We start from the raw sequence: 14,927 nt of genomic DNA, 5'->3' as shown, positions 1-14,927 counted from the left end.
AAGAAATCCAAGAAATCAGGATATTGAATGGTCGGAGTGGAGAGATTCGAACTCCCGACCCTCTGGTCCCAAACCAGATGCGCTACCAGACTGCGCTACACTCCGTGCCGTGATTGGCAGCGGGAATACACGGTTCACTTCGTCGTCGCAACCCATAAATCCAGCTGTGGCCGGAGATTTCTCACCAGGCCTGTGGATGCAAGGGGAAAATCCCGGTCGGCCTTCAATTTACCTGTGAGGCGCAATTGGACGTCAGGGCGATCAGCCCTAGCCGCGGGCGATGAGGCCGATATATTGGGCATAGCTGATAGCGACATAGAAGAAAGCGGTGATGCCAGCTCCTATCATAATGGCATTGAACTCTGTCGAACGTCTCATCATGCGTGCATCCACTGAAGCCGATTGAGCCGCAAACTAGTGCCCGCGGCCGGCTGCGGCAATCTGCTTGTGATCACAACATGAGACAATTGGTAATATTGCGCAATCGCCTGCAATGCCTGCGGATTTAGGTGGAATGGCAATCGACACGAGCGATGAATGTGCTGAGCCGCCCGAGTTAACGATAAGCCTTGCTTCCCAACACATTGGCGCATCGTCGCTGTGGCTGTGGCAGCGGCGTCGCGATCCGCTTTTTTCTTGAAAAAACGGGGATTCGCGGATAAGCAAAATTCAACTCTTCGCGTTATCGCAAACGACGAAGCAAGGACCCGGCAACGGGATTGAGACCATGAAAGGCGGGGCGCTCTGTCCCTGCATATTCGGAGATGCCGCAGTCATGTCTGCCAAGATCTATCGTCCTGCTAAGACCGCCATGCAGTCAGGCAAGGCCAAGACCCATCTCTGGGTGCTTGAATTCGATCAGGAGTCGCCGCGCAAGATCGATCCGATCATGGGCTACACCTCCTCGGGCGACATGCGCCAGCAGGTAAAACTCACTTTCGAAACGCAGGCGCTTGCCGAATCCTACGCCCAGCGCAACGGCATCGAATACCGCGTCATCGCGCCGAAGGATCCGGTCCGCCAGGTTGTGGCCTATCCGGATAATTTCCGCTATACCCGCACGCAGCCCTGGACGCATTGAGATTTCTCGTCCACATATGGCGCGTTCGGTCGCGCTCTTTAAACGTGACCGCCGGACGGCCCCTTAGCTCAGCTGGATAGAGCACCTGCCTTCTAAGCAGGTTGTCGCAGGTTCGATTCCTGCAGGGGTCGCCACCTGCTTTTCAAGTGTTTGTTTTTGTTGTTTTTCTGGACGCTCACCCCTCATTGGGGAATGGTTTAGGGGCGGTATTCGGTCAAAAAAACCCCGCCGAAGCGGGGCAAGTCGTGACAACGGATCGCACAGGGGCGGCATTGCCGCTTGCGGACCAGCGGAAAAGCGATCTGGCGGAGCCGCAAAGCCAACCGACCGGTCACGGGTCTCCATCATCTCGCTGACCAGTGGGCTTCGTACCGCTCTCAAGTTCATCGGAAGATCAGCAGCTTGCACACCGCCAACTGCTTCTGGAAGCGGAGGATACGCGGCTGGATCGGAATTATTGTTCGAACTCATCTCGCAACACCACGAGGTGCTACTTTGAGCAACAGCAATCTTTCGTTCGACGAATGTACGGAGATCTTGGATCCGAGCGCCCGACCGCATAACCCACCACATCAACATCGTAGAGACGAATGGCAACAGCTCGCGCAAAGCCGCGCCCGAAAGGCCGGCTGACGCTGTCGAAAAATCGCAGCGCGCGGATGGGCCCCATCCACGCGCCGAAGTAGCCTGACTTTTGCGCGCCGCGTGGCGGGTTTTGCTCCGCCGTTGGCACGATTGCTGCGGCGATCGGACGACCGCCGCAACGGGTGTTGTTACAGGAGAAAATCGCCTGCACCCAGCTGGACGTGGCCCTGCAGCTGAATCTCGAAGTCATGAACACCGTCGCCGTTCAAATCGGCCTGGATAACGGTATGGTCGTCCTCGTAGTGCCACGCGAGCGCGCCAGCCTTCTTGTCGAACAAAGCATTCTCCTGCGCCTGGAAATGGAAGGCTGCATCGCCCTGCGCAGAGCCATTCGCATCTATCGCCGAGAGGTCGATCTTATCCACGCCGTGCTGGAAGTCGCTGATGACGTCGCGGTTCGAGCCGGACCCAGTTTCTGTCGCAGTTTTGAAGACAAATGTATCCGAGCTGGTGCCACCGGTCATGATGTCCTTTCCGGCACCGCCAATGATGACGTCCGCGCCGGCGCCGCCGTCAAGCTTGTCCGCGCCGGCCCCGCCATTGAGAACGTTGCCGCCGTTATTGCCGCCGGTCAGCACGTCGTCGTAGCTGGAGCCGGTCACGTTTTCGATGCTGACGAGCTTGTCACCGGTGGCGTGCCCGCCCGATGCGGTCCAAGTCGCCAAGCTGACGTGGACCCCCGCGTCGGAACCCGCATAGCTGGCCGTGTCGTTGCCATTACCGCCATCGAGCACGTCCGCGCCGGCGCCGCCCTTCAACACGTCATTGCCGGCGAGACCCTTGAAGGTTTCGTTGCCGCCGTTGGACTGACCGGTGTGTGGCATGATGTCGTTGCCATTGGTGCCGGTATATTCCTTCGTGGTGGTCGGCGAAGTCGGTGAGGTTGGCGCAGTCGGCGCTGTCGGCGCTGTCGGCGAAGTCGGCGCTGTCGGCGAAGTCGGCGCTGTTGGCGAAGTCGGCGCTGTTGGCGAAGTCGGTGTGGTTGGCGTTCCAGATGTCGGGCTGGAGCCGGATTCATAGGCACCCATGTCGACAGTTCCAACGACGCGATGGTCGCCGTCCAGATCGACGGAGCTGACGCCGTACTTGCTGGTCCCGTGGTCGATCGCCGTCGAGCTGGAGCTGAGGTGGAAGTTGTCGCTCGATGCCCCTAAGAATTTAGGGTCAACGCCGAGCTGGTTGCCGTTCGCCGTGCTCGGCATCGCGTTGCCGCCGTCCGTCTTGACCGAGGCCTGGCCGGCCGTGCCGTTGTAGGTGATGTTGTTGGCCCAGACGACATTGTTGTTGGTGCCGCCGCTTGACGTGTTATCGATCGCAGTGTTGTTCTGGTTCACCGACGGGTCGGCTACGCCAATGTTATTGACCCAGGTGTTGTTGCTCGATGCCGAGTTGCTGAGCTCGCCCCGCCAAGTGCCGGAGTTCAGCGGGTCCTGATTGTTGTGGTATGCGGTGTTGTTCGACACAGTGACGGAGTCGCTCCAGGTAACCTGAATGCCTTTGCCGCCGTTCCCGTAGACGAGGTTGTTGTCGACCAGGGTCTTGAAAGTGTAGTTCGGGTTACCGCTCGCCTGGGTGCTCTGGAAATCGTCGATGATGATGCCGTTGCCGTCGGTGTGCTCACCAGACTTTGTGACGTTGTCGTGCGAAATGTTGTTGCGCACGATGTTCCGGTATCCGTCCGTCGAGGTATCACCGGTGATGTTCCGGTTCTGGTAGATGGAGATGCCCGAGAACCAGCCTGTCGAAGCGTTATTGTAAGTCTCGTTGCCTTCGATGTGGACGAAGTCCGACTGGTTGAACTGGATGCCCGACTCCCCGCTGCCGTGGACCTTGTTGTTGAGGATCTGGACGTGGTGGACGTTGTTCGCTTCGATGCCGTCGCCTTTGGCGCCGCCGATGTCAAAGCCGTCGATTACCACGTGGTTGGCGTTGACACTGATCGCGTTCCACGAGCCCGCGGGCGGCCGGATCAGCGCCCCGCCGGGCACTTCCGAGCGGAGCGTGATGTCGCCTGCCGCCGAGCCGTCCTTGTCGATGTTGATGCTCTCGTTGTATGTCCCCGGTTTCACCACGACCTCGTCGCCAGGCTTAAGGTCCGAAGCCATCGCCTCGCTGATCGTGCGAAAAGGGGAGGTGGCACTGCCGTTACCGCCGCTGCTGCTCGAAGCTACGTAGTATGTTGTCATGGTTTCGTTCCTCAACTTCAGCGTTGTCTAATATTTTGTGGTTAATCATCCGTTGCGGCGGGGGTTATAGGACGACGTTTTGAAGGGCGCAACAGCTTAGAAACAGTAAGTACTTGAGAAACATAGCCATATTGCTGCCACAATATCCAGATCACCCCCAAGTTACATTTTGAAATATTTGCGGAAATCCGATTCGCCCAAATTGGGACAAACTATATATCTCGCACGCCGCGAATTATTCTTTCTGCAACCATGGCGACACCCACCCATTGAAAAGATTAGGAAAACCTGATGGACGTGACTGGAATCCTGCCGCCAAGGCGGAATCAACATTTTTTGTGAATTTTTCAATTTTTGGCAGCTTCGCCTTCACGATTGGGGCTAATTTAGATGGCCGTGGCAAGGCCAACACCCTCTCGGGGGTGCTCGATTCGATCATGAGTCGCCTTCAAGACTGATTAGATAATGGGCACACCGCTCCTCCGCCGACACATGCTGGCCGGTGAAATTCGCTTCAAAGCGCAGGCTCTCGCGGAAGCCTATACTCAGCGCCACGCCATCGAATGCGTGTGATCGCGCCGAAAGACACTCCTCAGCTGGTGGCATATCCTGAATAATCCTGAACTCGAACCCCGCCGATTTAGAGAGCGTGGGCAGGACGATTCATCCATAGTTCGGGGGCCAATCGCCAGATTAAAAGGGAAATTTGTTCGGACCCCTCATTTGGCTTGGAGGCGGCTGGTCCCATTTGGGCGCGGGTCCTTCGGCGGCACATCGAGCGCCATGGCGAATGTTCAGACGCTCTCGGCCTCGCAGTTGTTCTATAGGGAGAGAAATATTGCTCTTCTTCGTGGCTGGTCATTCCGATGCCGGAGCCATGACGATTTCGGTTGGCTGACATGTCGTCACGCAGGCGGCAAGCAGTTCTATGGAGATCATCTTTGATACATCGCGGACGCGAATAATTTTATCCAAGACTGTCCAGTAATCGTCGCAACAGGTCTATTTCGTGTAGTGTGACGCAGCCAAGACAAAGACAGAAATTCTGCGGATGTCGCCGAAAAGTTGAAATGTCGCAGAATTATATATGTTTCAACCTGCGCCAAACTCTTCCTAGCCACAATAGGTGGGATGCTGCCGCCGAAAACGGCGTGTACCCTTCCTGTCAATTCTCGGGGGCGAGTATGGGAACGATTTGTTTGAGGATCGGCGCCGCTGCATTTCTATATGCAATGAATGCCTACGCCGTTGATCTTCCTGCGGGGGCCAAAAAGGCTACAATGGACGAGTTCAAAGCTTTTGCAGACGGCAAGCCTGTGAAAGTAGAAATTCTCGATCTGGAAAAGCCTGTGTCCGCCGAACTCGTTTGGAGTTGGAAGAAGGGCACCATTACCGGTAAAGCCGATGTCGGCGGCAAAACGATCGACGTGAAAACGAAACTCACTTTCAAGGGCGATAAGGCCTGTTCTGCCGGCAAAGGCGAAAAGCCAAGCTGCCACGTTATCTATATCGACGGCGACAAATTCTACGAAGTTCGAGATGACATGAAGGTGCACGCAGTTTCGACGGTCGATTGAGGTTCGCAGTCATCCCGCAGCTCCCGACCTCCGCACTTATGGAGCTCGATCGATCCCGCTACTCCCGTTGCCCTGACGCTGCAGCTTCCATCATTCCTGTGGTAATTGCCGGACGGCAAGGGCCGGCCATCCGACAGCGGCCAAAGCTGATATGCGGTCGCCGTCGACAAGCTACGCCGATGCAGCCGGGCCTGTGTTCCTGACTTTTGAAGTCCTATGGGAGACTAGAACCGTTCGGTTCTTCTCAGCGGTCCAGGAAATGCTCGAAGTAAACTTCTGGAATGGGGTAGGCGTAGACGCCTCGGTCGACGAAGCCGCGTCGATAAAGGCAATTTCTGAGCGCCGCGTTATAATCGAGGCTTCTCTGGTCCGGCGAGCCGCGTCGCCACGAACTTGCTTCCGGCACGCACCGCTGGAGCGCCTTGTCATACCGGGCGAGGAGGACCGGGTCGGTATCGACTCGAATGCCGCTGTAGGATTGATAGTTAGAAGGAGATTCTGCGGCTGATATACAGCCGAAGCTAAGCACAAGACCAACAACTGCCATCAATCGCATTGGATTAAGCGCTCCCCAGATCGATTTTCGAAGTCATCTGCCGGAACGTTATTGATTCCAGCGCCTGTGGGCAAGGGGGTTGGAAGGTGCCGGGATGGCTGCCGCCGCAGAATGGCGGCAGCTTTTGTCAGCAACCGAGATCAATCGAGGAGATCGGCCGGCACCTTGCCGCCATTTTCTGAAAGCCGCTTCATCAGCGCCTTGTGCAGCCACATGTTCATTTTCGCGGAATCGTCGGTATCGCCGGTATAACCGAGTTCGGCGGCGAGTTCCTTGCGCTCAGTCAAACTGGCATCCATCCCGACTGCCTTCATCAGGTCGACGATCGAATGGCGCCAATCGAGTTTCTGGCCGCTCTTCTTCACAGCCGCGTCGAGGATTGGAACAATATCGACTGTCGCTGTCGCCGGGGCCGAGGCCGGCTTAGTTTGCGCAGGAGAGGACGCAGGCGTCGGACTGGGGGCTGACGGGGGTGAGACGGGAGCCTGGGCTGGCGCTGTCTTTGCTGCGCCGCTGGCGACAGGTTCGCCTGCTTTTGCTTCTCCAAAGATTGCATGTTTGATCTTGTCGAAAATGCCCATTCTTGAACCTCCGGCTTCGTAAAATAGGAACATGCTGAACATGGAGGCCGGGCCGGGCATATCCAGACGAACGAAGATCTTCTTTGCTCCTGCACTAGAGCAGCGAGAAACCGGAGCAGGCGCTGCGAGGGTGATCGAGTTGGCCGGCCGCCGTGTCGACAGCCGCAACTAAGCAGCCGCTTATGATTACTGCGTACTCCTTCGGAATTTAGATACAGCGGCTAAATTGGGGGGAAATTCTCGCTCATGCCTATTTTTGGCACAGTAGCTTTCGTAACGCTTACTCAGTAATAACTACGCGCCGTCATTCTCGGCCGCCGCGCAGGTTCATGACGGGCTGGAATGAAACCTTAGCAAGTCCTTCTCGTTGGCTGGCATGGATGTCGGGGGTACTCGGCGTCCAATCGATCGAAGGCACGCGCGTTCCTCGATTTTCGCAGGTCGGACGAACCGTCCGGCATATGAAAACGGAGGAAGATGATGACTCAAATGCACAGTAGATTGCCAATTGCTCTGTTCGCATGCGCCTGCGCCGTTCTTGCCATGCCGGCAGACCATGCACACGCGACTGACATTGGCGTGTCGGTAAATGCAGGCAATGCCACCAGCGCCGACGTCGAAGCTTCGCCTGGCCGCGGAAACGGGGTTGATGCGACGGCCGACGCAGCCATAGGCGGCTCGAGCGGCGTTGACGCAAATGCGTCCGCCAGTGCTCGCGGCGGCGGCGGTATCGATGCCAATGTCAATGGCATTGTCGGGGGCAGTGATCTCGCGACTGGCGCTAATGCCAGGCTCGGCGGCGATGGCGGCGTCAATGCCGATATCAACGCCCGGACTGCCGGCTCCCGGGAGGTCGATGACAAGGCCACGGCTTCCATTGGCGGTAGTAGCGGAGCAGGCACCAAGCTTGCCATTGGCGACGCGAACGACAGGGGCGGGATGACAGCTGCTCGTAACGGCACCCTCAGCGCATCGCAGGCTCGCACGATTGCGGCGTTTCGAGAGAGACCCGTCGACGAGCAACGCAAGATGCTTGTCCGTTGCGCCGATATCTCCGCCGCCGGCAGCGGCGATGCCGGGCTTTCCGGTCTCTGCAGTCTGTTGCAGGCGTCGGTCTCCCACTGAACGTGAAAGACCCGCCGGTGCGGAAGGCACGACGGGTCTTTTCGCGAACTAAGCTTCTCGGACTTAGTGCAGGATCTGGCTGAGGAACAGTTTGGTGCGCTCATGTTGCGGGTTGTCGAAGAACTCGGCCGGTGAGTTCTGCTCGACGATCTGGCCCTGATCCATGAAGATGACGCGGTTGGCGACCTGGCGGGCAAAACCCATTTCGTGGGTGACGCAGAGCATGGTCATGCCTTCCTCCGCGAGACCGACCATCGTGTCCAGCACTTCCTTGATCATTTCAGGATCGAGCGCCGAAGTCGGCTCATCGAACAGCATGATCTTCGGGTTCATGCAGAGCGACCGGGCGATCGCCACGCGCTGCTGCTGACCGCCGGAAAGCTGTCCCGGATATTTATTGGCCTGTTCGGGGATCTTGACCCGCTTCAGGAAGTGCATGGCGATTTCTTCCGCCTGCTTCTTCGGCATCTTGCGCACCCAGATCGGCGCCAGCGTGCAATTTTCGAGGATCGTCAGGTGCGGGAAGAGGTTGAAGTGCTGGAATACCATGCCGACCTCGCGGCGCACCTCGTCGATCTTCTTCAGATCGTTGGTGAGCTCGGTGCCGTCGACGATGATCTGGCCCTTCTGGTGCTCTTCGAGACGGTTGATGCAGCGGATCATCGTCGATTTTCCCGAACCGGACGGGCCGGCGATGACGATGCGTTCGCCGCGCATGACCTTCAGGTTGATGTCGCGCAGCACGTGGAAATCGCCGTACCACTTGTTCATGTTGATGATTTCGATCGCCACTTCCGTTGCGGAAACGGTGAGCTTTTTAGCTGGAGCTTCAGCCATATTGTTTTCCCTCATTCTTATCGTTTGTGGCCGGTGTCGAGGTGACGTTCGATGAATGCTGAATAGCGCGACATGCCGAAGCAGAAAATCCAAAAGGCGAAGCCGGCAAAGATCAGCCCGGTAAGCGGCGTGACTGCGGTTGCCCAGTTTGGATCGGTGAAGAAGAATCGAACGATGCCGAGCAGGTCGTACATGCTAATGATCGACACCAGGGAGGTATCCTTGAACATGCCGATGCACGTGTTGACGATACCAGGTATCACCAGTTTGATCGCCTGTGGCAGGATGATCAGCCGCATCTTCTGCCAGTAGCCGAGGCCGAGTGAATCGGCTCCCTCGAATTGACCCTTCGGGATCGCCTGCAGCCCCCCGCGAATGACCTCGGCCATGTAGGCGGAGGCGAAGATCGATACTCCGACAATCGCCCGCAGCAGTTTGTCCACCGTCCAGCCCGCCGGAAGGAACAGCGGCAGCATGACACTCGCCATGAACAGCACCGTGATCAACGGTACACCGCGTACGACTTCGATGAAAATGACGCAGACGGTGCGGATAACAGGCATGTGTGAGCGTCTGCCAAGTGCCAGGACAATGCCGAGCGGGAAGGAGACGGCGATGCCGACGAAGGACAGCACCAGCGTTACCATCAGCCCGCCCCAGCGGGGGGTCTCTACGATTTCTAGGCCAAATCCGCCGTAGAGCAGAATGATGGAAATGATCGGAAGCGCGATGAAAAGCAGGATTGCATTCAGCCCCTTGCGCGGTGCCGACGGAATGAGCATCGGTACGAGTAGGAGTATGAAGAGAATCCCGACCAGAGTCGGCCGCCAGCGCTCGTCGAGCGGATACCCGCCATAGATGATCTGGTCGAACTTGGCGTTGATAAATGCCCAGCATGCACCGTTCCAGCCGTCTGGCTGGATGCCGCCCTGCACGGCAGTGGCGCAGAAGGTGCGGTCCGGACCACTCCAGACCGCCTGCACGAAGAGCCAGTCGATCGCGTGGACAAGGGCCCAGGCGAGAAAGACAAGTGCCAGGGCGGTGAGAATTATATCCTTCGGCGTCGCCAGCAGGTTACGGCGAAGCCAAGCGACCGCGCCCCTTTCTCCTGAGGGAGGCGGCTCCGGCGCCAGTATGGCGGTTCGGACGAAAGCGTTGCTCATCTTATCTCTCCACCAGCGCCATCTTGGCATTGAACCAGTTCATGAACAGCGAGGTCACGACACTGAGGCTGAGATAGACGACCATCCAGATGAGGATCACCTCGACAGCCTGACCGGTCTGGTTCAGTGTTGTGCTGCCGACGGCGACGAGATCGGCAAAACCGATTGCGATCGCCAGCGATGAGTTCTTGGTGAGATTGAGGTACTGACTGCTCAGCGGCGGAATGATGATGCGGAAGGCCTGCGGAATGACGACTAGCCGGGTGATCGACGAGGGGTGAAGCCCGAGTGCGCCTGCAGCTTCCGTCTGTCCCTTCGGCACGCCGCGAATGCCTGCGCGCACGATCTCGGCTATGAAGGCAGCGGTGTAGAAGGAAAGTGCCAGGAAGAGCGACATGAACTCCGGCCCAACAACGGAACCGCCGGTGAGGTTGAATTTGCCTGCGATCGGATAATCGAAGGAAAGTGGCGCGCCGGCGACTAGGAAGGCGATAAGCGGCAGGCCGATCAGCAGGCCGATCGAAGCCCAAATCGTATGGAACTGCTGACCCGTCGCGGCCTGCCGGCGATGCGCCCATCGGGCCGTGGCGATGACGGCGATGATCGCGACGACGAAGGCGACGCCGACGAGCCAGAAAGTCTCGCCGAAAATCGGCTTGGGAAAGGAAAGGCCACGGTTGTTCAGATAGGCGCCGAGCGGCAGATGCAGTGACTCGCGCGCATTCGGCAGAACTGCCAGAACGCCCGAATACCAGAAGAAGATGACAAGCAGCGGCGGGATGTTGCGGAAGACCTCGACGTAAACCGTGCACAGCTTGGCTATCAGCCAGTTCCGCGACAGGCGGCCGATGCCGATGATGAAGCCGATGATCGTGGCGGTGATGATGCCCGTAACGGCGATCAGGATCGTATTCAGAAGGCCGACGACCAGCGCGCGGCCATAGGTCGAATCGCTTGAATAGGCGATCAGCGACTGACCGACCTCGAAGCCGGCGCGGCCGTTCAGAAAGCCGAAGCCGGACGCGATGTTGGCGCGCGCCAGATTGACGGCGGTGTTGTGCGCAACCCACCAGACGAAGACGACCAGCAGGACGATGGTGAGAACCTGGAAGAAGATACCCCGAACTGTCGGGTCGTAGAGGACGGACTGAAAACTCCAGCCGCTTCTGGATAGACGTGTTGACTCCAAAGCCTGGTGCGTCATGCTTGGCCAATTCCCCATTACGCTCCTTTTCGGAGCTTTTTTATTGGAGGAGGAAAGGCGGTCGCCCGCCTTTCCGTCTTCATGCGTGATGCCGCTCAGCGAACCGGCGGAGCGTACTGAATGCCGCCCTTGTTCCACAAGGCGTTGAGGCCGCGCGCGATCTTGAGCGGGCTGCCCTGGCCGATGTTGCGCTCGAAGACTTCGCCGTAATTGCCGACGTTCTTGACGATGTTGTAAGCCCAGTCGTTGGTCAGGCCGAGATCGGTGCCGATCTTGGTATCCGCCTCGACGCCGAGGAAGCGCTTGATATCGGGATTCGGCGAGTTCTTCATCTCGTCGACATTGGCCTGAGTGATGCCGAATTCTTCGGCATTGATCATCGCATAGCCGACCCAGCTGACGATATCGAACCACTGGTCGTCACCCTGACGTACGGCTGGGGCGAGCGGTTCCTTGGAGATGATTTCCGGCAGAATCGTATGTTCGTCCGGATTCTTCAGCGTCAGGCGCAGCGAATAGAGGCCGGACTGGTCGGTGGTGTAGACGTCGCAACGGCCGGCATCATAGGCCGCATTGACCTCGTCCAGCTTTTCAAAGACCACCGGATTGTACTGCAGATTGTTGGCCTTGAAATAATCGGCGAGGTTGAGCTCGGTGGTCGTGCCCGACTGGACGCAGACAGACGCGCCGGAAAGTTCCAGCGCCGACTTCACGTTGAGGCTCTTGCGGACCATGAAGCCCTGGCCATCATAATAGTTGACGAAACGGAAGTTCAGGCCAAGCGCCGTATCGCGGTTGATCGACCAGGTCGTATTGCGGGCGAGGACGTCGATTTCGCCGGACTGAAGCGCCGGGAAGCGGTTGGCGGCACTGAGGGGGGTGAATTTCACCTTCGTCGGATCGCCGAAGACGGCCGACGCGACGGCCTTGCAGAAGTCGACGTCGAAGCCTGCCCAATTGCCGGAAGCGTCAGGCGCGGCAAAGCCAGCGAGCCCGGTGTTGACGCCGCACTGAATGAAACCCTTTGCCTTTACATCACCGAGAGTCGTGGCCGAAGCAGCCGAGGCGCCAAGAGCGAAAACTGCTGCGCCAATCGCGGCGGACAGAAGCTTGTTCTTCATTTTTTTCCCAACCTTTTCCGTTGTATTATCTTTTCTTGTGGGGCGTTTCGGCGGAAAACTCTGCCACCCCCATCGTCTCGACACCCTCCCGGCGCGAGTACCCTATCACAGTCGCAAATGTCACTATGGTCAAGTGTCGCCATGCATAATTGCGGCAAAATTCAGAATTTTGCCCCATTGCGCCGCATTCGAAGGCGGTTGGCTAGGAAATGAGCGCCCGCTTGCGGAAAAATAACGCTAATTTGAAAAACCGAGGCGACAGTTGTCCCCCTGGTCAAGGGGTTGACCGGATCGGGCGAGGCGTCCAAAAGTCTGGCTTTGCGCCCCTCGCCAAAGGCTATTTCCGACATGAAAGACAAAGACAGCTTGCTGCAGACCGCCGGCATCAATACCCGCCTGACCCATATCGGCAACGACCCCTTCGATTATCACGGCTTCGTCAATCCGCCGGTCGTGCATGCCTCGACGGTCCTGTTTCCGAACGCGGCGACGATGGAAACGCGCTCGCAGAAATATACCTATGGTACGCGCGGCACACCGACGACGGATGCGCTTTGCGAGGCGATCGATGCGCTCGAAGGTTCGGCCGGCACGATCCTCGTCCCCTCGGGGCTGGCAGCCGTCACCATTCCGTTCCTCGGGTTTGTCGCCGCCGGCGATCACGCACTTGTCGTCGACTCGGTTTATGGCCCGACGCGCCATTTCTGCGATACGATGCTGAAGCGCCTCGGTGTCGAGGTGGAATATTACGATCCGGCGATCGGCGCCGGCATCGAGACGCTGTTCCGGCCGAACACCAGACTCGTCCATACCGAGGCTCCCGGTTCCAATACCTTCGAAATGCAAGACATTCCGGCGATCGCGGCGGTCGCCCATCGCCGAGGCGCCGTCGTCATGATGGACAACACCTGGGCGACGCCGCTTTATTTCCGGCCGCTCGATCACGGCGTCGATATCTCCATCCATGCGGCGACGAAATATCCGTCCGGCCATTCCGATATCCTGCTCGGAACGGTATCGGCCAATGCGGAGCACTGGGAGCGGCTGAAGGAGGCGAACGGTGCCCTTGGCATCTGTGGCGCACCCGACGATGCCTATCAGATCCTGCGCGGATTGCGCAGCATGGGCGTGCGCCTCGAGCGGCATTATGAAAGCGCACTCGATATCGCGGAATGGCTGGAGGGGAGGGAGGATGTCGCCCGCGTGCTGCATCCGGCGCTGCCGAGTTTCCCCTCCCACAATATCTGGAAGCGCGATTTTAAGGGCGCCAGCGGCATCTTTTCCTTTGTGCTTGCCGCTGAGAGCCCCGAGAAATTCAAACCGAAGGCGCATGCCTTCCTCGATGCGCTGAGGATTTTCGGTCTCGGATATTCCTGGGGCGGCTTTGAAAGCCTCGCGCTGCACGCCTATCTCAACGACCGCAAGATCGCCAAGGCGCCGAAGGAGGGTCCTGTCATCCGCCTGCAGATCGGCCTTGAAGACGTGGCCGACCTCAAGGCCGATATTGAACGGGGTTTTGCGGCGGCAAGTGCAGTCTGAGCCGTTGCGGCTAACACATGTCGCGCAAAAGGATGCAGCGGTTTTGTGGCAACGACATGCGTAAAACAAACACCTAAAGCGCAAGGAGCAAATCTGAAAGATCGTGACGCGCTTTAGGTGATGCAGCCGCTTGCCGAGCCTAACAGCGTGCCCTCAGCCCGGTAGCCGTAGATCCAGTCGAGATCGGCCGCCAGGCTTTGCGGCGGCTTCAGGCCGAGCACCAGATCGCGGCCGATCCGGATCGGCCCCTTCGCATGATAGGCAAATTTGTTGAAGGCGCCGCGCTGGCGAAGCTTTGCAATGCGCGGCGCGCGATGCCTTTCAAAGAGCGTCAGCGCTTCCGCCACGGGACGATTGGCGAGAAACGCGGCAAGTTCGTAGGCGTCTTCGACCGCCATGGCCGCTCCCTGGGCGGCAAAGGGCATCATCGCATGCGCGGCGTCGCCGATCAGAACCGTCCTGTGGCCGTCCTGCCACCCGCCCGGCGTGGTTTCGAAGAGCGGCCAGAAAGTCAGCTTCTGCTGTTCTTCGAGCAGCGAGACGATCGCGCTGTTCCAGCCGGAAAGCTGCGCCTTGAGCCGCGCGCGCTGCTCTGCGGTCGGCTCGCTGCGCCAAGCCTGCGGCGAGACATTGCCGGCGGTGATCGCCACCATGTTGATGCTGCCGATCTCTTTCAGCGGATAGCAGACAAGATGGGCCGATCCGCCGAGGAAAGCCGAAACGCTTGTCCGGTCGAGAAAACCTGGCGCCTGGTCTTCGGGAATGGTGAAGCGGTAGGCGATATTGCCGGAAAAGCGCGGTGAGGGGCTGCCGGGCACGGATTGCCGGAGCTTCGACCAGACGCCGTCCGCGCCGATGATGACATCGGCAGCGCGCTCGACAGGCGGCGAATTCGATTCCACTCGCACACCAAGATGAAGCCGGCAGAGCGGATCGGCTTCGATCGCCGTGAGAAGCGCATTCTGCAATGTGGCGCGGTGCAGCACGCCATAGGGTGCACCCCAGCGCTGTCGCGCGAATTTGCCGGCCGGCACGGCCGCGAGCTGGCGCAGCGAACCGCCTGACATCAGCCGGATCGCTTCCGGTTCGAGCCAGACTTTTGAAAGTCCCTCGACGACGCCGAGTTCTGCCAGGATGCGGGAGGCGTTCGGCGAAACCTGCAAGCCGGCGCCAACTGCGACGAGTTCATCCGCCTGCTCGAAAATCTCCGAGCTGATGCCCCAACGCGAAAGCGCAAGCGCAGCTGTCAGCCCGGCAATGCCGGCGCCGATGATGGCGGCATGTTCGACCGGCATTGTCAGTCCGATCCGGA

At 58.7% G+C, this 14,927-nt stretch carries 13 protein-coding genes and 2 tRNA genes; 6 read left to right on the top strand and 9 right to left on the bottom strand.

All coding sequences use genetic code 11. The features are described from left to right. Positions 1-28: 28 nt before the first annotated feature. Positions 29-105 (bottom strand) — tRNA-Pro (locus tag PH551_RS14650). A gap of 670 nt (positions 106-775) precedes the next feature. On the opposite strand from PH551_RS14650, the gene PH551_RS14645 reads away from it, so the two are divergent. Next, positions 776-1,081, top strand: a complete 306-nt coding sequence (locus PH551_RS14645) for an ETC complex I subunit (protein ID WP_285193530.1) — start codon at positions 776-778, stop codon at positions 1,079-1,081. A gap of 57 nt (positions 1,082-1,138) precedes the next feature. After that, positions 1,139-1,215: transfer RNA gene (locus PH551_RS14640), tRNA-Arg, on the top strand. Between the two features lie 639 nt (positions 1,216-1,854). On the opposite strand, the gene PH551_RS14635 is transcribed toward PH551_RS14640, so the two are convergent. Next, on the bottom strand, positions 1,855-3,912 hold the full coding sequence (locus PH551_RS14635; RefSeq protein WP_285193529.1) for a choice-of-anchor Q domain-containing protein: 2,058 nt from the start codon (positions 3,910-3,912) through the stop codon (positions 1,855-1,857). Positions 3,913-4,181: 269 nt separating this feature from the next. On the opposite strand from PH551_RS14635, the gene PH551_RS14630 reads away from it, so the two are divergent. Beyond that, positions 4,182-4,370, top strand: coding sequence for a hypothetical protein (locus PH551_RS14630; RefSeq protein ID WP_285193528.1), 189 nt, complete (start codon positions 4,182-4,184; stop codon positions 4,368-4,370). 612 nt (positions 4,371-4,982) lie between these two features. Beyond that, positions 4,983-5,489, top strand: coding sequence for a hypothetical protein (locus tag PH551_RS14625; RefSeq protein ID WP_285193527.1), 507 nt, complete (start codon positions 4,983-4,985; stop codon positions 5,487-5,489). A 244-nt stretch (positions 5,490-5,733) separates the two neighbouring features. On the opposite strand, the gene PH551_RS14620 is transcribed toward PH551_RS14625, so the two are convergent. Together PH551_RS14620 and PH551_RS14615 are read right to left on the bottom strand one after the other, a co-directional pair. Beyond that, a complete protein-coding gene (locus PH551_RS14620; RefSeq protein WP_285193526.1) occupies positions 5,734-6,045 on the bottom strand; it encodes a hypothetical protein in 312 nt (103 codons plus the stop codon). 140 nt (positions 6,046-6,185) lie between these two features. Then, the gene (locus PH551_RS14615; RefSeq protein ID WP_285193525.1) at positions 6,186-6,626 is read right to left on the bottom strand and encodes a DUF3597 domain-containing protein; all 441 of its coding nucleotides are present in this window, start codon (positions 6,624-6,626) and stop codon (positions 6,186-6,188) included. 579 nt (positions 6,627-7,205) lie between these two features. Between PH551_RS14615 and PH551_RS14610 the strand changes: the two genes are divergently transcribed. After that, the gene (locus PH551_RS14610) at positions 7,206-7,751 is read left to right on the top strand and encodes a hypothetical protein (RefSeq protein ID WP_350223854.1); all 546 of its coding nucleotides are present in this window, start codon (positions 7,206-7,208) and stop codon (positions 7,749-7,751) included. A gap of 63 nt (positions 7,752-7,814) precedes the next feature. On the opposite strand, the gene PH551_RS14605 is transcribed toward PH551_RS14610, so the two are convergent. The 4 genes from PH551_RS14605 to PH551_RS14590 all read right to left on the bottom strand — a co-directional run bounded on the left by PH551_RS14605 (position 7,815) and on the right by PH551_RS14590 (position 12,076). After that, on the bottom strand, positions 7,815-8,588 hold the full coding sequence (locus tag PH551_RS14605; RefSeq protein WP_038688615.1) for an amino acid ABC transporter ATP-binding protein: 774 nt from the start codon (positions 8,586-8,588) through the stop codon (positions 7,815-7,817). A 17-nt stretch (positions 8,589-8,605) separates the two neighbouring features. Then, on the bottom strand, positions 8,606-9,751 hold the full coding sequence (locus tag PH551_RS14600; RefSeq protein ID WP_285193522.1) for an amino acid ABC transporter permease: 1,146 nt from the start codon (positions 9,749-9,751) through the stop codon (positions 8,606-8,608). A gap of 1 nt (position 9,752) precedes the next feature. Next, a complete protein-coding gene (locus tag PH551_RS14595) occupies positions 9,753-10,955 on the bottom strand; it encodes an amino acid ABC transporter permease (protein WP_285193521.1) in 1,203 nt (400 codons plus the stop codon). 95 nt (positions 10,956-11,050) lie between these two features. Continuing rightward, entirely contained in the window at positions 11,051-12,076 is a 1,026-nt protein-coding gene (locus tag PH551_RS14590) for an amino acid ABC transporter substrate-binding protein (protein WP_221113297.1), read from the bottom strand. 348 nt (positions 12,077-12,424) lie between these two features. Here PH551_RS14590 and PH551_RS14585 point away from each other — a divergent pair, with 348 nt between their 5' ends. Beyond that, entirely contained in the window at positions 12,425-13,615 is a 1,191-nt protein-coding gene (locus PH551_RS14585; protein ID WP_285193520.1) for a cystathionine beta-lyase, read from the top strand. Between the two features lie 113 nt (positions 13,616-13,728). On the opposite strand, the gene PH551_RS14580 is transcribed toward PH551_RS14585, so the two are convergent. After that, on the bottom strand, positions 13,729-14,910 hold the full coding sequence (locus PH551_RS14580) for an FAD-dependent monooxygenase (protein WP_285193519.1): 1,182 nt from the start codon (positions 14,908-14,910) through the stop codon (positions 13,729-13,731). Positions 14,911-14,927 lie beyond the last annotated feature (17 nt).

The sequence above is a fragment of the Rhizobium atlanticum genome (assembly GCF_030182485.1).
Taxonomy (GTDB): domain Bacteria; phylum Pseudomonadota; class Alphaproteobacteria; order Rhizobiales; family Rhizobiaceae; genus Rhizobium.
Note: the sequence above shows the minus strand (reverse complement) of the source record. Positions and strands in the feature narration are given on the sequence as shown.

Excerpts from the sequence above, each read along its gene's own strand:
- PH551_RS14645 (WP_285193530.1), top strand. The coding sequence starts at position 776 with ATGTCTGCCAAGATCTATCGTCCTGCTAAGACCGCCATGCAGTCAGGC.
- PH551_RS14635 (WP_285193529.1), bottom strand. The coding sequence starts at position 3,912 with ATGACAACATACTACGTAGCTTCGAGCAGCAGCGGCGGTAACGGCAGT.
- PH551_RS14625 (WP_285193527.1), top strand. The coding sequence starts at position 4,983 with ATGTCGCAGAATTATATATGTTTCAACCTGCGCCAAACTCTTCCTAGC.
- PH551_RS14620 (WP_285193526.1), bottom strand. The coding sequence starts at position 6,045 with ATGCGATTGATGGCAGTTGTTGGTCTTGTGCTTAGCTTCGGCTGTATA.
- PH551_RS14615 (WP_285193525.1), bottom strand. The coding sequence starts at position 6,626 with ATGGGCATTTTCGACAAGATCAAACATGCAATCTTTGGAGAAGCAAAA.
- PH551_RS14605 (WP_038688615.1), bottom strand. The coding sequence starts at position 8,588 with ATGGCTGAAGCTCCAGCTAAAAAGCTCACCGTTTCCGCAACGGAAGTG.
- PH551_RS14600 (WP_285193522.1), bottom strand. The coding sequence starts at position 9,751 with ATGAGCAACGCTTTCGTCCGAACCGCCATACTGGCGCCGGAGCCGCCT.
- PH551_RS14595 (WP_285193521.1), bottom strand. The coding sequence starts at position 10,955 with ATGACGCACCAGGCTTTGGAGTCAACACGTCTATCCAGAAGCGGCTGG.
- PH551_RS14590 (WP_221113297.1), bottom strand. The coding sequence starts at position 12,076 with ATGAAGAACAAGCTTCTGTCCGCCGCGATTGGCGCAGCAGTTTTCGCT.
- PH551_RS14585 (WP_285193520.1), top strand. The coding sequence starts at position 12,425 with ATGAAAGACAAAGACAGCTTGCTGCAGACCGCCGGCATCAATACCCGC.
- PH551_RS14580 (WP_285193519.1), bottom strand. The coding sequence starts at position 14,910 with ATGCCGGTCGAACATGCCGCCATCATCGGCGCCGGCATTGCCGGGCTG.